Source organism: Paenibacillus sp. P36 (assembly GCF_045866505.1).
Classification (GTDB): domain Bacteria; phylum Bacillota; class Bacilli; order Paenibacillales; family NBRC-103111; genus Paenibacillus_E; species Paenibacillus_E chondroitinus.
The window spans coordinates 4594488-4612235 of sequence record NZ_AP038372.1 but is presented as its reverse complement, the minus strand read 5'-3'; the positions used below and the strand labels follow the sequence as shown (position 1 = coordinate 4612235).

Here is a 17748-nt window from a genome sequence, read left to right as displayed (position 1 = left end):
TTGATCATGAAATTCCTATGTTTAGGATACTTGGAACCCGAGAAAATGGATGCCCGCCCAAAGCATGAGATTGATGTCATTATGAGCGAATGTTCGCATCAACTGGAAAATTTCTATAGTAGCGGCCAAGTTGTTATCGACGCCGGTCTCTCATCCGAAACGAAATGCTTGCGGAGAGCGAATGGAAAAGTGAGAGTAACCGATGGTCCTTTTATCGAAACGAAGGAGATGATTGGTAGCGCTTTTCTCATTGAAGCACAAGACATGGAGGAAGCCATCCGAATTGCTTCCTTACATCCTACCGTACAGGTTGCTTCGGGTGAGCAATTCGGATGGGGGATTGAGATTCGTCCAATCCATTATTTCGAATCGAGAGAGTAGAATCAAGAATAGGGGCTCATCAGAGGCCCCATCTTTCATATATATTCTCACATCTCTTTGTAGTACTTAACACGGTAATAAACATTATATCCGAGGATAAACATATAGGCAAAAGCCAATATAAATACCGTTATTTTATCTATGCCCATCAAGGCAAAAGCTAATAGCAAAGCTCCAAAAAGAAAAACAATCATGTCATAGGCTTTAGCTTTTGCCCGATTCGCGATTGCCAAATTACGCTCATCATTCTTTTCAATCTCCATCTGCTTTGCAGCGGCAGGATTATTTTTCATAAGGTGTCGGTTAATTATTTCTCCCATACCGTGACCGAAAATCCCACAGCCAAGCCCCACACAGATATAAGGCAACACTCTCAGTATACCATGTGGATCTTCAATCGTTTTGATGAAGATTATACCAATTGACAGTAGTGCTACGCCTGCAAAGGAAAGAAAATAATACGAAATCGGATTTTTCATACACTTTCATCCTCCTCATAAATAAAGATTTCTTCAATACTCATACCGAAATAACGAGCAATTTTGAACGCTAAAAGGATCGATGGGTTATAACGCCCGTTTTCCAACGAGCCTATGGTTTGTCTTGAAACTTCAAGAGCTAATGCTAATTCTTCTTGCTTAATTCCGCTTTGCTTACGGATTTCTTCTAAACGGTTCTTCAGAGCGTGTACCCCCTTGTGGAAAGTTAACTTTCCATAATTGAAGTATATTGTGCACGGCAATTGATGTCAAGCGAACTTTCCATTTTGATGAATTTTAACAAGTTGAATATTAGAAAATGATACGTGTAGTGTAATCTCTCGATAACTACTACGCTAGCAATTAAAAAGAATAAACAAATATAGACAGGAGAAACATGAAGTGAGTGACCATATCCCCGGAATTCAGTTAAGCCGATTGTTTCATGAGCATTATGTCGCTCCGTGCCTATCGGCCGCTATGCCAACTCTTTTATACGCTTCAGCGCTTGTTGGTCCTGGTAGTGAAGTACTTGGCTTCGATACATCAATGTCATGTGATCATGATTGGGGGCCTCGTGTACTAATTTTCATCCGCGAGTCCGATGTTACTCAAAAAGAAGCAATTCTCGCAGCGCTTCAGCATGAGGTTCCGGCATCGTTTTATAACTATCCCGTCGAAATCAATCAGACAATTGTGACGACAGTATCGAGTTACTACGGTAGTAGACTCGGTGTCAGCCCTACTAAATTGTTTGAAGGACTTGATCTGGTCGACTGGCTGACATTTTCTTCCCAGACTTTGGCGGAGCTTTCGGGTGGAGCCATCTACCGAGATGATATCATTGAGTTAACGACTGTTCATGAGAGTTTACGATATTATCCCAAGGACGTATGGCTTTTCTTAATGGCATCCGTATGGAACAGAATTGGACAAGAGGAGCATTTGATGCCTAGAGCTGGCTTCGTAGGGGATGAACTAGGGTCTTCTCTTATTGCATCCCGTTTAGTAAGGGACGTAATGAGTCTTTGTTTCCTTATCGAACGTCGCTATACCCCTTATCCGAAATGGTTCGGCACTGCCTTCAGGCTGCTTACTACTTCCTCCGAATTGCAACCTTATCTGCAAAAGGCACAAAACACAGGCGAGTGGAGAGAGCGCGAGCAAGCGTTAGCAAAAGCCTATCAGATCGTCGCGCAGATGCATAATGAACTACAGTTGACCGAACCGCTTGATACGACTGTGAAACTATTTTATGATAGGCCTTTTTCTGTCATTGGCGGAGGCCGTTTTGCGGAAGCACTGTCGAGTAAAATTGAGGACTCAACGCTCCGCAAGCTTGCTGCCTTTGGGTTCGGCGGCATTGATCAGATCAGTGATAACACCGATTTTCGTGCTATCTCCGAACGTTTTCAAGCAGCGACTGGTGAGATAAACCCGCTTAGAGCTTTCTTCGACCGCTTGGGAAATAAAAGGGACCAATGAATTTAGAGAAACTGGAGATATAGAAAATGGATGATAAAGACCGAAAACATTATAAACTTGGAATATTTTATTACAACCCAGATAATAAATCGATTTTTGTTCCTAAACGATTGGGGTTAGGTTGGACAATAAACTTTGCTCGTCCGATTAGTTGGATTATTATTCTTGCTATACTCGGTTTCGTAATATTCAAAGTGTGGGTGACGAAATCAACTCAATAGTAGAATAACGGGGAACGTTAACTGATATGAAGCGGTAGTCCAGAGCTTTTTACACAAAAAGGGAGAACACTAATGCTCTCCCTTGTGACAATCCCTTATTTGTTCGGCTTGGTTTTGCAGTCGGATAATTTGGGATTTTGGAAACCCAATTAAAGATGTTTTTTCGCTGCAAAGTGGACAAGAACAATGCACTTTGTTTTTGGACAAACGTACGTATTGCTCATCATTTACAAACCAGTGTGTTTGTTTAGCGATCTTATTTTTACGCGCAATTGCTACCCTTCGTTGATGACGAACGAATGCTTGATTTCGATTTTTTCGTGTCGGTTTCAAATTATCACGTCCCCTTGGTTAGAGGCTCAGCCTGCAAAAGACACCAAGGATAAGACAAATAGATCTTTTACAGGCTGAGCATGATAATTATGAGCTTCAGTTGCATAGCGATCGGGCCTTCCGATAAAGATTTTGGGTTGGTTTATAGTCATTGTACGTGAATGCTGAAGCCATCACAATGTGAATGTGTTGTTTTATATGTTGCGATAATTTATTATTGGAAATCTAAGGTCTAAACAAATAGAGGTATAAATTCATGGACATGGACTATTTCATGCTAATATTTGGTTGTATATTCGCAGTTTTTGCTACGGTTGGTCTCGGATTCTTAATATATATTTTACGTCGAGAGAGTAAAGCAGATGATTAACGTGAAAGAGTTGATAAAGACATAGGGAGTTAAACTAACGGTCTGATTTGTTAAATGCATGCTTGAAAAAAGGGCGAACAACATTTACAGTTGAATTATCTTCCTAATGAGGTGAATTGGATGACATTCTGTATCGTTCGAAGTAATTAGTTTGCGGGCTGGGTAAAACGCGTACCAGCTACCAAAGGGGATTTTCTGTCCTTTTGGTCTTATGAAGCTAATGCTTGAACGGTGTCGGGCGGATATCCAAAATATTTAAGCCAAGGGCACTTGAAATGATTGAATGACGGAACAAATGAATTTTCGTTTGCTCCTATTCAATCACAACCAGCTTTTGGTTTTTTTATTATCTCATTTTAAGATGGAGGATCTAGTATGAACAGGTCTGAGTACAAGGATTTTTACGATAAGGTTGGAAAATTAAATGGTTGGGACTTTAGTAAATTGAGAACTACTTCTGAAGGGGAACAATGGGATTTTCTTCAGGAAGTTACTCTGAGATGCAATACGTCCAATTTATTGCTTGATATTGGTACAGGTGGTGGAGAAGCTTTAATATCTATTGCCGGTGCTGCATTACTTCTTGTTGGCATTGATCGTTCAGAAGGAATGATAGAGTCAGCTACTGAAAACTTAAAAAAATCAAATAAGGGTAATATTCGTTTTTTACAAATGGAAGCGGAAGATATTGCTTTTCCTATGTCCTTTTTTAATGTGGTTTCCTGTCGGCATAGTGAATTTTATGCAAATGAAATTTCAAAAGTGTTAGCGAATGATGGCATATTCTTAACGCAGCAAGTAAGTGAAGGAGATAAACTAAACATTAAACAAGCTTTTGGCAGAGGACAGGGTTTTGGAACTAATGACGGGATTTTAAAAGAGAAATATCTTACAGAGCTAGCTGAAGCTGGTTTTACCGATATTCAATCGTTTGAATATGATGCATCGCAGTATTTCCAAACATATGAGGATTTGGTCTTTTTCTTGAAGTTTACTCCTGTTATCCCTAGCTTTGGGCAAACTGATTATGATTTCGAAATACTTCAAAAGTTTATTGAAGCAAATCAAACGGAGAAGGGAATCAAAACTAATACAAAACGCTTTATGATAATGGCAAGGAAATAATGGTTTGTAGTTAGTTTAGTCCTATTTTGGGAGGTCATCGGGATGGACAAGAATTCTGTTTTTAGAACAAATGTTGTAGGTGGTAGTCAGGTTGGTGCCATCGCTGTGGATATGGATAAGAGTGTTATTCATAAAACAAACAGCCTATTTTGGGACACAAAAGGAAATGATGTTTTGGGAGCAACTGCATTACCTAAATATCGAGCATTTGTCTCAGAAGAAAAATACCAGCTTTTTGGCGATGTCTCAGGAAAAAAGATGCTGGAGATAGGCTGTGGAAGTGGTCAATCTTTGCAATATCTAGGGGAACGCAAAGCATCTGAACTATGGGGTATGGATATATCAGAAAACCAAATTGAAAAAACAAGGGAACTTTTGACAGCGAGTGGTCTTTCAGTGAAATTAATTTGTTCTCCTATGGAAGAACAGTGCGGTTTACCAGAGGATTATTTTGATTTTGTTTATTCGATTTATGCCATAGGTTGGACAACTGACCTTGAGGGGACTTTTTGCAGGGTTGCTTCTTACTTAAAAAAAGACGGTGTTTTTATTTTCAGTTGGTCTCACCCAATACACAAATGTGTTGTTTTAGAAAATAATATGCTTGTCTTTAAAAAATGTTATTTTGATGAATCATGGTACTCGTCATCTATTAATGAGAGTACGCTATCATTATCAGACCGTACACTATCAACCTATGTGAATGCATTGGCAAAAGCGGGATTTGCCATTGAGCAAATGATCGAGGAATCTGATACACAAGACAATGATGGAGATTTTGCAAAAAAAGCAAAGATGCTTCCTGTAACATTTGTATTTAAAGCAAGAAAACTATAGCACCATGACGAACAGGCAGCCGACAACATTGGCTGCCTGTTAAACTATAGGAAGGGTTAATGGAAAAGAAAGATATGGATTTTAAGTACTAAGTACTAAGTGCGGATAGCTTCATAAAGATTGGTTGAATTTTATACAAATACCTCCTATAAATAACCAACATATGGTATGTTATTTTTTAGGTGAGATATATGGGGTTTAATCTATATAAATGGGGGAACGAATGGTACAGGACGATGAGAAATGGTTTTATAAGCAGGGTGTTCAAGAAAATGGCCCTTTCACGACGGAAGAAATGAATAACTTGATTCAAAAAGGAGAATTGAAGCTCGTTACAAGTGTTAAGCGAATTGGACAAGAATGGAATGCTGCGGAATCATTCAAAGAGCTGCATTTCGAAAAATTAGAAAATAGCATTGCACGTCCCTGGTCCCGCTATTGGGCACGAGGACTAGACATGTTAATCCTAGGATTCCTAATGGGCATTCTTATGAGCATTTTACCGACGATTTCTTTCAATACTCGTTTTTATGGATTTTTTCTGGGAATTGCGACTCTAATTCTAGCCATTCCATTTGAAGCTTGCCTTTTAAGATTGTGGGGAACCACCCCCGGAAAATGGATCCTTGGTATCAGCATTCGGGATTTGGAGGGTCAGAAACCGAAATTAAGAAAGGCCTTTCAACGAAGTGTGCTCGTATGGTGGAGAGGGCAAGGGGCGGGCTTACCGATTGTCTCGCTAATTTTTCATTTGAGAGGTTACCAACAATTGAAATATGATTTGGGTATGACAACATGGGATCGGGATTCGGAAGTTGTGGTATCTTATCGGACAAAGAGTTGGTGGGGGGAGCTATTAGTCTGGTTAGCTGCTGTTCTTATCATTTATTTTAGAATTATTAGCTTTTTGCCCTGATAAGGTTTACTGAGACACAACGAACAGGCAGCATTCAATTTATTACAAAATGATTAGATTAGAAATAAGGCAAACATGAAATATTTGGGAGCGAGAGGAGCTTATGCTTTGAATTTTAACTTAGTTGAATTGAATAATCATCTAAACCAGCTAAAAAATTTAGAAAATACTTCATATTATGAATTTCTGAATGTACCCTCGATGAGTGTAGGGCTTTATAAACTGAATAAAGGCGAAAAAGATAACCAAAAGCCTCATACAGAAGATGAGATATATTTGGTAATTGAAGGGAAATCTTCGTTTCAGAATGGAGATACACATAGTGAAATTAGTAAAGGGGACGTCCTATTCGTAGAAGCAAACAAAGAGCATAGATTCTATGATATAACAGAGGACCTAACTACTTTTGTCTTTTTTTCACCAGCAGAACACTCTAATAAATAGCTAATGTTTTAAATTTTTTTAGAGATTGCTCTTAGGAGCACTGGGGGGTTCCGTTATCTTTTCAACTAGTAGAATTAAGTCGATTGTATTAAACCATAAATTAAATTTTCTTGTATTATGTGTATCTTTCTTGGTGGCATTATACTTGTTCTTTTTTATTGTGCCATATGCAGATAAAAATGGTTTTTTTAATGAAAACGAAATACCGAATAAAGAAGAAGCTATTAAGTATATCCTTTTGTGTGTCCCTATCTTAATTACTTATATTCTGTTTTTTACAATTATCATACGAAAGACCACTTTTTTGAGGAGCTTAAATTATCCATTATTTATTGTAAATGTTTACTTCGGATTTTGGTTTAGCTTATTAACTGAAGGAGGCGCAATATTATGGTTAATGATCCCGACATTAATTTTCTTAATAATCGTGCTGCCAATAAGTCTTTATAGAGGCATGAAGAAGGATAGTAACTATAAAAGTTAATACATTAATTATTGATTCAAATATGAAGCAGATTGCCTCGGCAGGTAACTGTTCCTTTTTTGTTGTAGTAACGGGAGTTATATATGATAACATCCAGCAATTGAATTAAACAAACACGTATGGTTCCACTCCATTGATCTCCATCCAAATTGTTCCTTGTGCGACTTCTACTTTGAAACAAGTAGTATCCCTTCAACTCACCAATATCGGATACCCGTTGTCGTTACATCATATAGTAGGAAGGAGGAGGGGATTGCATGAATTTTGGAACCTACATTCAATCGGCACGCATTCAAGAATGTAATCAAACACGGCGGATGCTTATTACGTTTGAGCAATGGGAAGAGGAAGCGCGCAGGCTTCTTGATCCGCGGTCTTTTTCATATGCAGCAAGTGGCGCCGGTGAGGGGACAACAATTCGGGCAAACCAGGAATCGTTTCAACGTTGGCGAATTGTTCCAAGGGTATTAAGGGACGTAGCCAATCGAGACCTTTCGGTAAAGCTTTTTGGGAAGATTTTTCCTTTCCCTATTGGTTTTGCTCCTATCGGAAGGCAAGCGATGTTTCACCAGCTGGGGGAAGTGGCATCTGCAAGGGCGGCCGCGATTTTGGGTATTCCTTTTATTCAAAGCATGGTTTCTACGTATTCCTTGGAACAAGTTGCCGTCGCTCATCCAGCCAGTTGGTTCCACTTGTTTTTCGGGCAAGATCGTGACGTATTAAAAAGTTTAGTACTACGCGCGGAAAGAGCTGGTTTTACCGCCATTGTTCCAACTCTTGACCGGCCGGAGGAAGGGTGGAGAGCGCAGAATTTATCGTTGTGCGTTTCTCCATTTATGTTCCAATACGGGGTTGGCAACTTTATCTCAGACCCGGTCGTGAAGCAAAAGTATGGCCTTTCACTGACACCTCAAACAATGCGTTATTTGACAAGCAAACCCCATATATCTGCTGAGGATATCCGTTATCTACGCTCTATCACGAAACTTCCAATAATAGTTAAAGGGGTTCTCCATTCGGAAGACGCAAAAATGTTAATAAATTACGGGGCAGACGGAATTATCGTATCCAACCATGGTGGTCGACATTTGGACGGAGCCATCTCGGCATTAGATGCATTACCTTCCATTGTGGACATTATTGGAGCACGCGTTCCTGTTATGTTCGACAGTGGTATTCGCTGCGGGGCGGATATCTTCAAAGCTCTGGCCTTAGGGGCAAAAATGGTATTTATCGGACGTCCATATCTCTATGGACTGACTATTGCTGGGGAAACTGGAGTACGACAACTTACTGAAAATTTAGTAGCCGATTTTGATTTGAATCTTGGGATGGCCGGTTTAAAAAACTTAAGTGAGCTGCTTCCCAGTGCATTATCCAAGCAATAGTTGTCTTGCTAGTGGCTCAATTTCGTAAAAAACCGATAGTTGAAAGACACCGCGGCATCCGATCATGACGATTGGTTGCTTTTTTATGCTTGTGAGCAGAAAAAGCCATTTTCCCTTCTATATATCTGGAACAAAATGTAAGTTTGACTCGTCAATAATGTATACGTTTATGGGAGGTATTAAATTGATCAAAAAGTTAATCATATTTGCCTTTGCTATGAGCATATTGTCAGGTTGTTCAAATATTAATGGCTTTGACCAGTCAAAAGGAACATTAAAAAATAATGCTGATGTGATTGATATTCACGGAAGTGTTTCTAACCTTTTCAAAATGGACGACTTTGTAAAAAAAGTTAATGAAAAAGAAAACGTCTCTATTCGTATTTCTCATTATACGATTGAAGGCGACCCTATTTATCAGAACATCAAGTACAGCGATGGTAAATTCGAGCTTCAATATGATACTACTCAAGATAAATTTGGAGCAGGCAAAGTAACAACATATTCCTGTGAAAACTTTGAAAAAACGGAAACGAATACAGAAATGAAATATACTTTAATTGGTTGTTCGAGTGATGTGAAAAACATCGATGTTTTATACATTTCATATGACGTATCAAAGCAAGATCTTTTCCAATTCCAACTTAAATATGGAGATAATCAAGCAAATGAGATTAATACAATAGATATGAAATTTGTGAAAAACCTAAAAAGCGGGCAGATTATATCAGTGAATGATTTTCAGCTGAGTAATGAAGAACGGCAAAAAATCTATAAAAAAATGGTATTATCCAATTTCTTAAGTGAAAAGAAATTTGCAACATGCACGGAAAAGCCAGACTTCTATTTAAAAGTTAAAATTAATAATGCGGTTCGTGAATATAACTGGTCAGATTGCACAAGTAATGAGGATGATAAATTAATGACTGATTTGGCTAATACAATTATTGAGATTGTTAATTCGAATCAAATTTATGTTATGTCGAATACGAAAATGATGAGCAAAGAACAGGCGTTAGATTTAGGAAAAAAGTTGGATTTAGATTTTGCTGATAAAGCTAAATGGAGTGCGACGTTGGTTGAAAAAAAAGAATATGATATCAATAACCAAAAAGAAAAACATACAGTATGGGTGGTTGAAGCGATTTATCCATTAGGAAATAAAATGATTGTAGACTTTGATGCTTATTCAGGAAACCAAATTATGATGGCAGAAATGGAGGCTAATAACTAGCAATATTATATAAAATTTCACAATCCAATAATTGTAAAATCAGAGAGAGGTAACATGAGTTATTTAATATACATGAAAAGGCAGCCAGTTCAAGTGGATTGGTTGCCTTTTTTTCCTCCTGACTATCAACGCTGGCTCTGGAATAGTTGTATATATTCAGTTTATAAAGCTATTTTATTCTATACAAAAGTCATTAATCATATTGAGGATTACAGGAGGAACTATGATGGAAAAAACGATCTTAGTTAGTGGAGCTAGTTTCGCAGGCCTCTCCACAGCCTATTGGATGAATAAAATGGGTTATAAGGTCACCGTTGTTGAGATTTCTAAAGGTCTTAAAAAAGGCGGTACGCCAGTAAATATCGGCAAAAATACCGTCGATATTGTAAAACGTATGGGGCTGCTCGAACAAATCAAGTTGAATAATATAAACATGGAATTGATGGAATTTAAAAATTCAGATGATGTCACTGAAAGAAAGGAGTTACGTGAGGAGCATGCAGAAGATGAATATGAAATTGAGCGAGATGTTTTGCTGAATATCATGTTCGAGGCTGTAAAAGAGGATGTCGAGTTTATTTTCAGCGATAGTATTGTGTCGTTGAAAGAAGAAAATGGTGCGGTCAACGTTGCTTTCAAATCCGGCCAAAACCGTTCGTTTGACCTGATATTCGGCTGCGATGGTATTCATTCGATCGTTAGAAAATTGTGCTTCGGCGAAGAGGCTGAATTTTCGCATTTCCTTAAAACTTATTTCTCAATTACGATCGTGAATAGCTTGTTGATCCGTGAGAATACGACTCAGATTTACAACGAGCCGGGCAAGGCGATCATGCTGAACACCTACAACAATAAAACCGATATTGTTCTCTGTTTTTCTTCAGATAAAGAAATCCCTTACGACTACAGAAATGAAGAACAGCAGCGGAATATCATTTTGGATCAGTTTTCTGGATTAGGCTGGCGAACACCTGAATTGCTGGAAGAAGTGAAGAACTCAAAAACTTTTTACTTTGACAAGCTGTGCCAAATGAAAATGCCATCATGGACAAAAGGCAGGATAGCGCTAGTTGGTGATGCTGGTTTCTGCGCTTCTCCGGCTGCTGGCATGGGTGGATCACTGGCAATAGATGGGGCGGGCGCTTTGGCCGAAGCTTTTCAAAAGTGTCATGGAAATTATGAACTTGCCTTCGAGGAATACAATAAGAGTTTCCGTCCTTTTATCGAGGAAGTGCAAGCCGCCGCGGAGATGTCGGTAGAGTTTCTTGTCCCACGAACGGAAGAAGCCATTCGCACAAGAAATTCGCAAGGACCATTCGTTTAGGTCATGTTTTCGGAACGAAGGGAAGGCATATATTGAAAAATCTCTTGTTTTTTGATAGTGGCTTGAGGAAAAAGCTCTTGGATATGGAAATGGCAGCTGATCGTTTAATCGGCTGCCATTTTGTTTTGTTTAAACTTGTACCTGTTCAGACTCCTGTGAATTCACAAAGCGGTTGCGGGCTGCCCCCATACCAAATACAAATATTAAAAAGCTGGCGACTATTAGTAACGTTAATGGTAGATTCCAAGTCCCGGACATGTCATGGAGCAAACCGAACAACATTGGGCCAATGGCGGCCATGATATAACCAACGGTTTGAGCCATACCGGACAATTCCGCTGCTTCTTGAACAGTGCGAGTTCGTAGACTGAAGAAAATCATAGCTAAGGTAAATGAAAATGCACCGGCAATGCCAATAATGACCGCACACAGAGGTACTAGTGCATTGGTATTCATAAATAAGCCACCTATACCAAGCAGATAAAGTACAGCCGTTAATAGGACCAGTGGTCTTTGGTTGCGCATGCGGCCTGCGATGATTGGTACAAGGAGCGTGAACGGTAGCATGGAAAATTGAAGTAGTGAGAGCATCCAACCGCCTGCACTTTCCGACATTCCTCGGCTGACTAATATTTCCGGAAGCCAAGCAGCTAACATGTAAAAAATGATTGATTGCAAACCCATGAATGCTGTTACTTGCCATGCAAGTTTAGAATGCCACAAGCTCGACTTTTTATCATTGACAACAGTAGAAACTTCAGCAGTCGCTGGTTTTGTGTTGCGCAGGCGGGGGAACCAGCTAATCATGGCCAGGATCGTCAACATGCACCAACAAATTAAAGCACCTTGCCAGCCAAAGCCCGCATCACGCGCGAGGGGAATGCTGATTCCGGATGCCAGTGCTCCGCACAGATTCATAGAAACGGAGTAAACGCCTGTCATTAACCCAACTTGATGGGAGAAATCCCTTTTTACGAGACTGGGTATAAGCACATTGCAGACGGAAATGGCAAGTCCAATCAAGATTGTTCCTGCAAATAAGGTTCCGGCGCCGTGAAGTGAGCGGCATACCGTTCCGAGGAACAGGACGACCAATGCACTAAAAACGACACGCTCCATGCCATAACGCCTTGCGAGTTTGGGAGCGAATGGCGACATGAAAGCAAATGCGAGTAAAGGGACCGTCGTTAGCATACCTGCAACCGTATTTGAAATTCCCGTTGATTCCCGAATATAGCTGATTAGAGGACCAACCGAAGTAATTGGCGCCCGCTGATTGGCAGCAACCAGAATAATGCCAAGGACAACTAACCATCCTAGTGTCAAGTTTGTAGAGTTCTTTATTTGAGTTGATGCTTGTAAGTGGTTCATTTTGTTTTAACCTCTCTGTTGTTGAAAATGTTCTTTGGAATGTTCGATGTAGATTCGTACGGTTTCCGCAGCTTGTGAACTGTCATTTTGTTGGATAGCAAGTAAAAGCATCTCATGATTTTGCAAATAATAACTGTGAGAGCTTAATTCCATAACATCCGAAATGGTTTCGCGAACGCCTTCGGTCATATGGTTATAAAGTTCCATAAGTAAGGGGTTATGAGAAGCTGCGATGATCGAGCGGTGGAATGCAATGTCTGCTATGGCATAAGCTGCGTGGTCGCGGCTATGTACAGCAAGCTTGCAAGACTCTATGTGCTGCTGAATTTCCTCCAGATCTTGTTCTGTTCGCCGCGTTGCAGCTAAAATGGCCGCTTCACGCTCTAGCGCATGGCGAACCTCTAGCGTCTGCAATATATCACTCCTTTGAATCCGTTTCTTTAAAACAGGGCCAAGAGCGCTTGATGAGGATACGTAAGTTCCATCACCTTGCCTTGTCTTTAATAATCCTGCATGAGTTAAAGCGCGCATAGCTTCTCTCAACGTATTGCGACTGACCTGCAGCTCTTCCATGAGCTCAGGCTCAGTAGGAATCTTCATCCCAACCTGCCACACACCACTTTCAATTAATTGTTCAATTTGCATGGATGCCTGCTCGGCAAGTGACAGGCGGTTAGTTTTATTCAACATAACGTCCGCTCCTCTTAAACGTAGGATGATTGGTCGTTTATAGAATATCACTTCGTGAGGGTGATGACAAGACCAGGGAAGCGGAACTGAAAAATAAAAGATCAGCTTGCCGCGCCGGAATCTTTTTTTCATTGAGAATAAAGGTAAGCTTCTTGATTGAATCGTACAAAATTTAAGGAATATTTTATAAATAACCTATTAATTATTAAAGTGTTTCCCTTATCCTTATCAGAAGAGATATGGAGAAGCGGGGACGAAAACAATGAATCGCACGAAACGAATAAAACGCCTTGTAGTGCCAGTATTGTTTGCTGTATACATGATTACCTTATTTAGAGTCATTTTATTTAAATACGGATCGATTGATATAGACTTTCTTTGGTATCGAATGCAGAAAAATGTAGAAAATCCTGAGTTTAGTATGAGCCGCATGCAGTTTGGTAACTTTATTCCGCTCAAAACGATTTCCGATACCGTACTAAGTCCGACAAGTCATGAAGTCATCAATTTGGTTGGAAATATCTTGGCATTCATGCCGTTTGGGATCTTTCTTTTGTTATTGTTTAAGTTTAAAAGCAAGTCGATTACGCATACTGGAGTAATTATCCGATCACTGGGAATGAGCTTACTCTTGGAACTTTTACAGATCTTTTTTTCCATGGGGAATTTTGATGTCGATGATATCATCCTGAATACTTCTGGAGGCCTACTCGGGTACTGTTTTTTTAGGTTGTTCCGTCAAAAGCCCTCCCCTAAGAGAAATTACTGAATATGTTAAAGTACAAGTTCCTTGGGGGTGAAAATATTGATTCAACTAAACGGAATCGTAGGTGGAAAAGCTCCAATTGCAGTGGGAGCCCGAAAAACGGTACTCCTCCAGCAGATCGTGATTCGAGTGAAAAATCGCCAAAAGCTCATTTTGAAAAACCTGAATTTTTTGTTTAATAACGAAGCCTTTGCTATCAAGATTGAGGCTGAACCCTCTCCTGGTGTATTTATCGCGAGAGGCGGGGCTGGCGACTTAAACCCCAATAAAGTACTGGTTAACAATACAAGTGGATCGGAAGTGACGATCTTCTTGCTTATTAGCGCTGTAAATATGGCCAATAACACCAGATCTTTGAGTCGTTCCGACAGCTGGCGCCTGTTACTTCAGCGGAAATAATAAAAAAAGCAGGCGTAATAGCGGCCTGCTTTTTTTATTGATTTCGAAATAACTTACGGTAAAAACTCAAGAAGACGTTTTGAAGCTGCTGAAAGCGGCACGCCCTTAAGTGTAGCAATTCCAACGTGGCGCTCCGGAACTGGAGGGGTCAGAGGTATTTCAACCAGTTTGCCTGATGATAATTCCACCGTTACATAATTGCGCACAATAAAAGTAAGGCCAAAACCGCTTTGTGCAAACTGTACAAGAAGATCAAGGCTGCCTAATTCAAATTCCGGCTTCAGACGTACACCGTGAGATATGGCAAACTCGTCTAGAAAATTTCGTGTACTGCCTCCCGGTTCAAGGAGCAGCAAAGGGTATTGATGAAGCTCCTCCAAAGGGAATGGCTTTTCCGCTAGCGCGGCATAATCGTGATTTCCGACAAGACAGTCCTGTTGAGGTGAGCTTATACGGAAGTTGATGTTCGGGTCACTCGTAGGTAAGTTCACGATGCCAAAGTCAATTTTCCCCTCCTTTAGAAGTGTGATTGTTTCTGGTGTTGTTCGATTGGTCACACGAATCTTAATGTCAGGGAACTCTTTGTGGAATTGTTCCAAATGCCTTAGCAGATAATGCTTGCAGAGTGTGTCGCTTGCCCCTATGTTAATTTCACCGTACATAAGTTCTTGCATTTCAGCTATTTTTTTCTCGCCAATTTCTAAAAAATGGATCGCTTGCTCTACGAATTTGAAGAGTACTTCACCTTCGGTTGTTAACGTTACGCCTTTGGTAGTTCGAAAAAAAAGCAATCCGCCAAGGCTCGCTTCTAGTTGCTTTAGTGTGTGACTAACCGCTGGTTGAGTGATGTGAAGCCTTTCTGCGGCTTTCGTCAAACTGCCGAATTTAGCCGTCCAATAAAAAACTCGATACCATTCCATATTGAATTCCATAGTCATTACCTCAGTTTATGATGAGTATTATTTATATCAATTTTACTAATGTTATTACCGCCAATTATAATCATTGAAGTAGACCAATACAAGTGACGGAGGCGAGGAATTTGACGGTTACGGCTATCGTAGGAGCAAATTGGGGAGATGAAGGAAAGGGTAAAATGACGGATGTCCTTTCTGCAAAATCGTCTTATGTTGTGCGTTATCAAGGCGGAAGCAACGCGGGGCATACGATTATTAACAATTACGGAAAATTTGCGCTACATATGCTCCCTTCAGGAGTTTTTTATCCAAATGTGATGAATGTGATTGGTCCTGGAGTTGCGTTAGATGTGGATGCTTTCGCTAGAGAGCGGAAAGAGTTGCTTGAAAGAGGGGTTCCTGAGCCGCGGTTATGCGTGTCGGACCGTGCGCAAATCGTACTTCCAATACACCGTTTATTAGATGAGTTGGAAGAGGAGCGGTTAGGTGCTCGTAGCTTTGGATCGACCAAACGGGGAATTGCGCCCTTTTACATGGATAAATATGCAAAGCTTGGCATTCAAGTTTCGGATTTGTACGATAAACAGAGGCTACTTTTACGATTAGAACAATCACTAGAGGCAAAAAATGTCCTGCTTGAGAATTTGTATGGGCGCGAACCGATTCAACCTGAGAGTTTGCTAGCGGAATTATTAGAGCAAGGCGAGAAACTCCGTCCATTTGTTTGCGATACCACTACCATGCTCCACAACGCGTATGTGAACGGTGAGTCAATATTATTAGAAGGCCAACTCGGAGCACTTCGTGATCCAGATCATGGCATTTATCCTTATTCCACGTCATCTTCAACGCTTGCGGGATTTGCTCCTGTTGGTGCCGGCTTACCTCCTTATGCTATTGAGAAGGTCATGGCAGTTGTCAAATCTTATTCAAGCTGTGTGGGAACAGGGCCGTTTGTATCCGAGTTGGATGGAATAGAAGCGGACGAACTGCGACGTTTAGGAGGCGATGCGGGAGAGTTTGGTGCAACGACGGGTCGACCTCGCCGTGTTGGTTGGTTCGATGTTGTGGCTACACGTTATGGCTGTATGATACAAGGTGCGACGGAAGTCGCGTTGACGAATCTAGATGTGCTTGGATACTTGGATACGATTCCCGTTTGCGTTGGATATGAACTACAGGATGGGACGATAACTGCGGATTTTCCAGTAAGCGCCAAGATCGATAAGGCCAAACCCATCTTGCAGCAGCATAAGGGTTGGAAATGCGATATTTCAAAAGCGCGCTCTTTCGACGAGCTGCCTATCGCTGCTCAACAATACGTCGCGTTCATTGAATCTGCCATCAATGTGCCAATAAAGTATGTTTCAGTAGGGCCTAGACGCGAACAACTAATAGGCATTTAATAAAATCTAGCCCAGGGCTGCCGACATTCATGTTTGGCAGCCTTTGTTATGGTATCATGCTAATGTGTGATCACGCTGGAGATTGATTCCTTAGCAGTTTGGGTTTATTCCGTATCCATGTGAGGAAAATCAGGAGCACCGGTATGATGATGGCAAATAACATGTAATAGGGGAATAAATATTTTTGTATCCAAACGATATTTTCTAAGATATTGGCAAATAACAGGGAATAGGCAGACATAAACCAGACTAACGGATAAGCGACAGCAGCACGTTTTTCAACCTTAAAGAGTTGGCAGATTCCCAACACGGCGCAATAAAATAAAATGCTTAATTTGAGACAGACCAGAAGCAATATATTGATGGAAATGACAGCCTCTAAATGTTCAATGAATCGAGAAAATTGCATCTCGCGAAATATCGTGAAGATCGGATAGACGAGCGCAGAACCGCGGCTAGTGCCAAGGATACCAATCGTGAAAAACATACATAAAGTAAGAATGCATCCGCCAATTCCGATGCCTAATAAGTAGGAAGTTTTAAGCCTTTGACCTACAAAAGGAAACAGCATCATCAATGCCACCGTTTCCATGTAAGGAAAGGCAAATACATAGTTCGTTTTGATCATCATCGGCATAATTTGAAAATCAAACGGCACTTTGAAATATGTCCAATCCCATTCCCGAAGCATGAAAGAGAAAGGCAGCCAAAATGCTAATACCATGTAGGGAGTTATCAGTTCGCAAACGATGGCTATCGTTTCTATCCCTTTGACGACTGCATATGCGCAAGCAAACAGAGTTAAAATAACGAACATGGGCACTGGCGTTCGGGGCATGAGGGTGCTATGCATAAAATCGCCAAGATTGCGGGTCACCCAAGAAGCCATTTGTATAAAGAAAAGGATATACAAGATGGAAACAGCTCCGCCTGCCCATTTACCTAAAACTTCATTTGCTATTTCGATAATTCCTTTTCCAGGATAATGTTTGGCTAAGTATAGCCATACGCCTGCTAATAGCAACCCATATAAGGTTGACCATACGACAATTAACCAAGCATATTGCTTGGCATCCGCCATTAGTTTACCAGGAAGGAGGATGTAAGTCGTTCCGATTACTAAGCTGTAGGTCACTGTAAACATCTGCCAGCCACTTAAACGCGCATTTTCCAACTGA

The 17748-nt window shown here is 40.5% G+C and carries 20 protein-coding genes; 13 read left to right on the top strand and 7 right to left on the bottom strand.

Annotated features, from left to right (window positions below; all coding sequences use genetic code 11):
* Positions 1-6 precede the first annotated feature (6 nt).
* Complete coding sequence (locus ACKTT9_RS20725) at positions 7-381, top strand: YciI family protein (protein WP_407867406.1); 375 nt, start codon at positions 7-9, stop codon at positions 379-381.
* Positions 382-428: 47 nt separating this feature from the next.
* Here the strand turns inward: ACKTT9_RS20725 and ACKTT9_RS20720 are convergent, their stop codons facing one another.
* Positions 429-860, bottom strand: a complete 432-nt coding sequence (locus tag ACKTT9_RS20720; RefSeq protein WP_407867405.1) for a hypothetical protein — start codon at positions 858-860, stop codon at positions 429-431.
* Positions 857-1063 (bottom strand): helix-turn-helix transcriptional regulator, encoded by a 207-nt coding sequence (locus ACKTT9_RS20715; RefSeq protein WP_407873088.1) that lies wholly within the window; start codon positions 1061-1063, stop codon positions 857-859. The genes ACKTT9_RS20720 and ACKTT9_RS20715 overlap by 4 nt, the downstream gene beginning before the upstream one ends.
* Before the next feature lie 199 nt (positions 1064-1262).
* Between ACKTT9_RS20715 and ACKTT9_RS20710 the strand changes: the two genes are divergently transcribed.
* Together ACKTT9_RS20710 and ACKTT9_RS20705 are read left to right on the top strand one after the other, a co-directional pair.
* Positions 1263-2345 (top strand): DUF4037 domain-containing protein, encoded by a 1083-nt coding sequence (locus tag ACKTT9_RS20710; protein ID WP_407867404.1) that lies wholly within the window; start codon positions 1263-1265, stop codon positions 2343-2345.
* A 26-nt stretch (positions 2346-2371) separates the two neighbouring features.
* Positions 2372-2566: a DUF5808 domain-containing protein gene (locus ACKTT9_RS20705; protein WP_407867403.1), complete on the top strand. Its 195-nt coding sequence runs from the start codon at positions 2372-2374 to the stop codon at positions 2564-2566.
* Between the two features lie 69 nt (positions 2567-2635).
* Here the strand turns inward: ACKTT9_RS20705 and ACKTT9_RS20700 are convergent, their stop codons facing one another.
* Positions 2636-2899, bottom strand: coding sequence for a hypothetical protein (locus ACKTT9_RS20700; protein WP_407867402.1), 264 nt, complete (start codon positions 2897-2899; stop codon positions 2636-2638).
* 745 nt (positions 2900-3644) lie between these two features.
* On the opposite strand from ACKTT9_RS20700, the gene ACKTT9_RS20695 reads away from it, so the two are divergent.
* The 7 genes from ACKTT9_RS20695 to ACKTT9_RS20665 all read left to right on the top strand — a co-directional run bounded on the left by ACKTT9_RS20695 (position 3645) and on the right by ACKTT9_RS20665 (position 11021).
* The gene (locus tag ACKTT9_RS20695; RefSeq protein ID WP_407867401.1) at positions 3645-4394 is read left to right on the top strand and encodes a class I SAM-dependent methyltransferase; all 750 of its coding nucleotides are present in this window, start codon (positions 3645-3647) and stop codon (positions 4392-4394) included.
* 42 nt (positions 4395-4436) lie between these two features.
* Entirely contained in the window at positions 4437-5231 is a 795-nt protein-coding gene (locus tag ACKTT9_RS20690; protein WP_407867400.1) for a class I SAM-dependent methyltransferase, read from the top strand.
* A 223-nt stretch (positions 5232-5454) separates the two neighbouring features.
* Positions 5455-6147 carry an RDD family protein gene (locus tag ACKTT9_RS20685; protein WP_407867399.1) on the top strand — a complete coding sequence of 231 codons (693 nt, stop codon included), beginning with the start codon at positions 5455-5457 and terminating at the stop codon, positions 6145-6147.
* A gap of 108 nt (positions 6148-6255) precedes the next feature.
* Positions 6256-6591, top strand: a complete 336-nt coding sequence (locus ACKTT9_RS20680) for a cupin domain-containing protein (protein ID WP_407867398.1) — start codon at positions 6256-6258, stop codon at positions 6589-6591.
* A gap of 741 nt (positions 6592-7332) precedes the next feature.
* Positions 7333-8463, top strand: a complete 1131-nt coding sequence (locus tag ACKTT9_RS20675; protein ID WP_407867397.1) for an alpha-hydroxy-acid oxidizing protein — start codon at positions 7333-7335, stop codon at positions 8461-8463.
* A 184-nt stretch (positions 8464-8647) separates the two neighbouring features.
* On the top strand, positions 8648-9697 hold the full coding sequence (locus tag ACKTT9_RS20670; RefSeq protein WP_407867396.1) for a DUF4362 domain-containing protein: 1050 nt from the start codon (positions 8648-8650) through the stop codon (positions 9695-9697).
* Between the two features lie 223 nt (positions 9698-9920).
* The gene (locus ACKTT9_RS20665) at positions 9921-11021 is read left to right on the top strand and encodes an FAD-dependent monooxygenase (RefSeq protein ID WP_407867395.1); all 1101 of its coding nucleotides are present in this window, start codon (positions 9921-9923) and stop codon (positions 11019-11021) included.
* A gap of 129 nt (positions 11022-11150) precedes the next feature.
* Here ACKTT9_RS20665 and ACKTT9_RS20660 read toward each other — a convergent pair whose 3' ends face one another.
* Together ACKTT9_RS20660 and ACKTT9_RS20655 are read right to left on the bottom strand one after the other, a co-directional pair.
* Positions 11151-12392, bottom strand: a complete 1242-nt coding sequence (locus ACKTT9_RS20660) for a CynX/NimT family MFS transporter (protein WP_407867394.1) — start codon at positions 12390-12392, stop codon at positions 11151-11153.
* A gap of 6 nt (positions 12393-12398) precedes the next feature.
* Complete coding sequence (locus ACKTT9_RS20655) at positions 12399-13082, bottom strand: FadR/GntR family transcriptional regulator (protein ID WP_407867393.1); 684 nt, start codon at positions 13080-13082, stop codon at positions 12399-12401.
* Positions 13083-13344: 262 nt separating this feature from the next.
* Here ACKTT9_RS20655 and ACKTT9_RS20650 point away from each other — a divergent pair, with 262 nt between their 5' ends.
* Both ACKTT9_RS20650 and ACKTT9_RS20645 read left to right on the top strand, forming a co-directional pair.
* A complete protein-coding gene (locus ACKTT9_RS20650; protein WP_407867392.1) occupies positions 13345-13851 on the top strand; it encodes a VanZ family protein in 507 nt (168 codons plus the stop codon).
* A gap of 36 nt (positions 13852-13887) precedes the next feature.
* The gene (locus ACKTT9_RS20645; RefSeq protein ID WP_157320470.1) at positions 13888-14247 is read left to right on the top strand and encodes a hypothetical protein; all 360 of its coding nucleotides are present in this window, start codon (positions 13888-13890) and stop codon (positions 14245-14247) included.
* Positions 14248-14300: 53 nt separating this feature from the next.
* Here ACKTT9_RS20645 and ACKTT9_RS20640 read toward each other — a convergent pair whose 3' ends face one another.
* On the bottom strand, positions 14301-15179 hold the full coding sequence (locus ACKTT9_RS20640) for a LysR family transcriptional regulator (protein ID WP_407867391.1): 879 nt from the start codon (positions 15177-15179) through the stop codon (positions 14301-14303).
* Between the two features lie 110 nt (positions 15180-15289).
* On the opposite strand from ACKTT9_RS20640, the gene ACKTT9_RS20635 reads away from it, so the two are divergent.
* Positions 15290-16570, top strand: coding sequence for an adenylosuccinate synthase (locus tag ACKTT9_RS20635; RefSeq protein WP_407867390.1), 1281 nt, complete (start codon positions 15290-15292; stop codon positions 16568-16570).
* Positions 16571-16640: 70 nt separating this feature from the next.
* Here the strand turns inward: ACKTT9_RS20635 and ACKTT9_RS20630 are convergent, their stop codons facing one another.
* On the bottom strand, positions 16641-17744 hold the full coding sequence (locus ACKTT9_RS20630) for an endospore germination permease (protein WP_407867389.1): 1104 nt from the start codon (positions 17742-17744) through the stop codon (positions 16641-16643).
* Between the last annotated feature and the right edge of the window lie 4 nt (positions 17745-17748).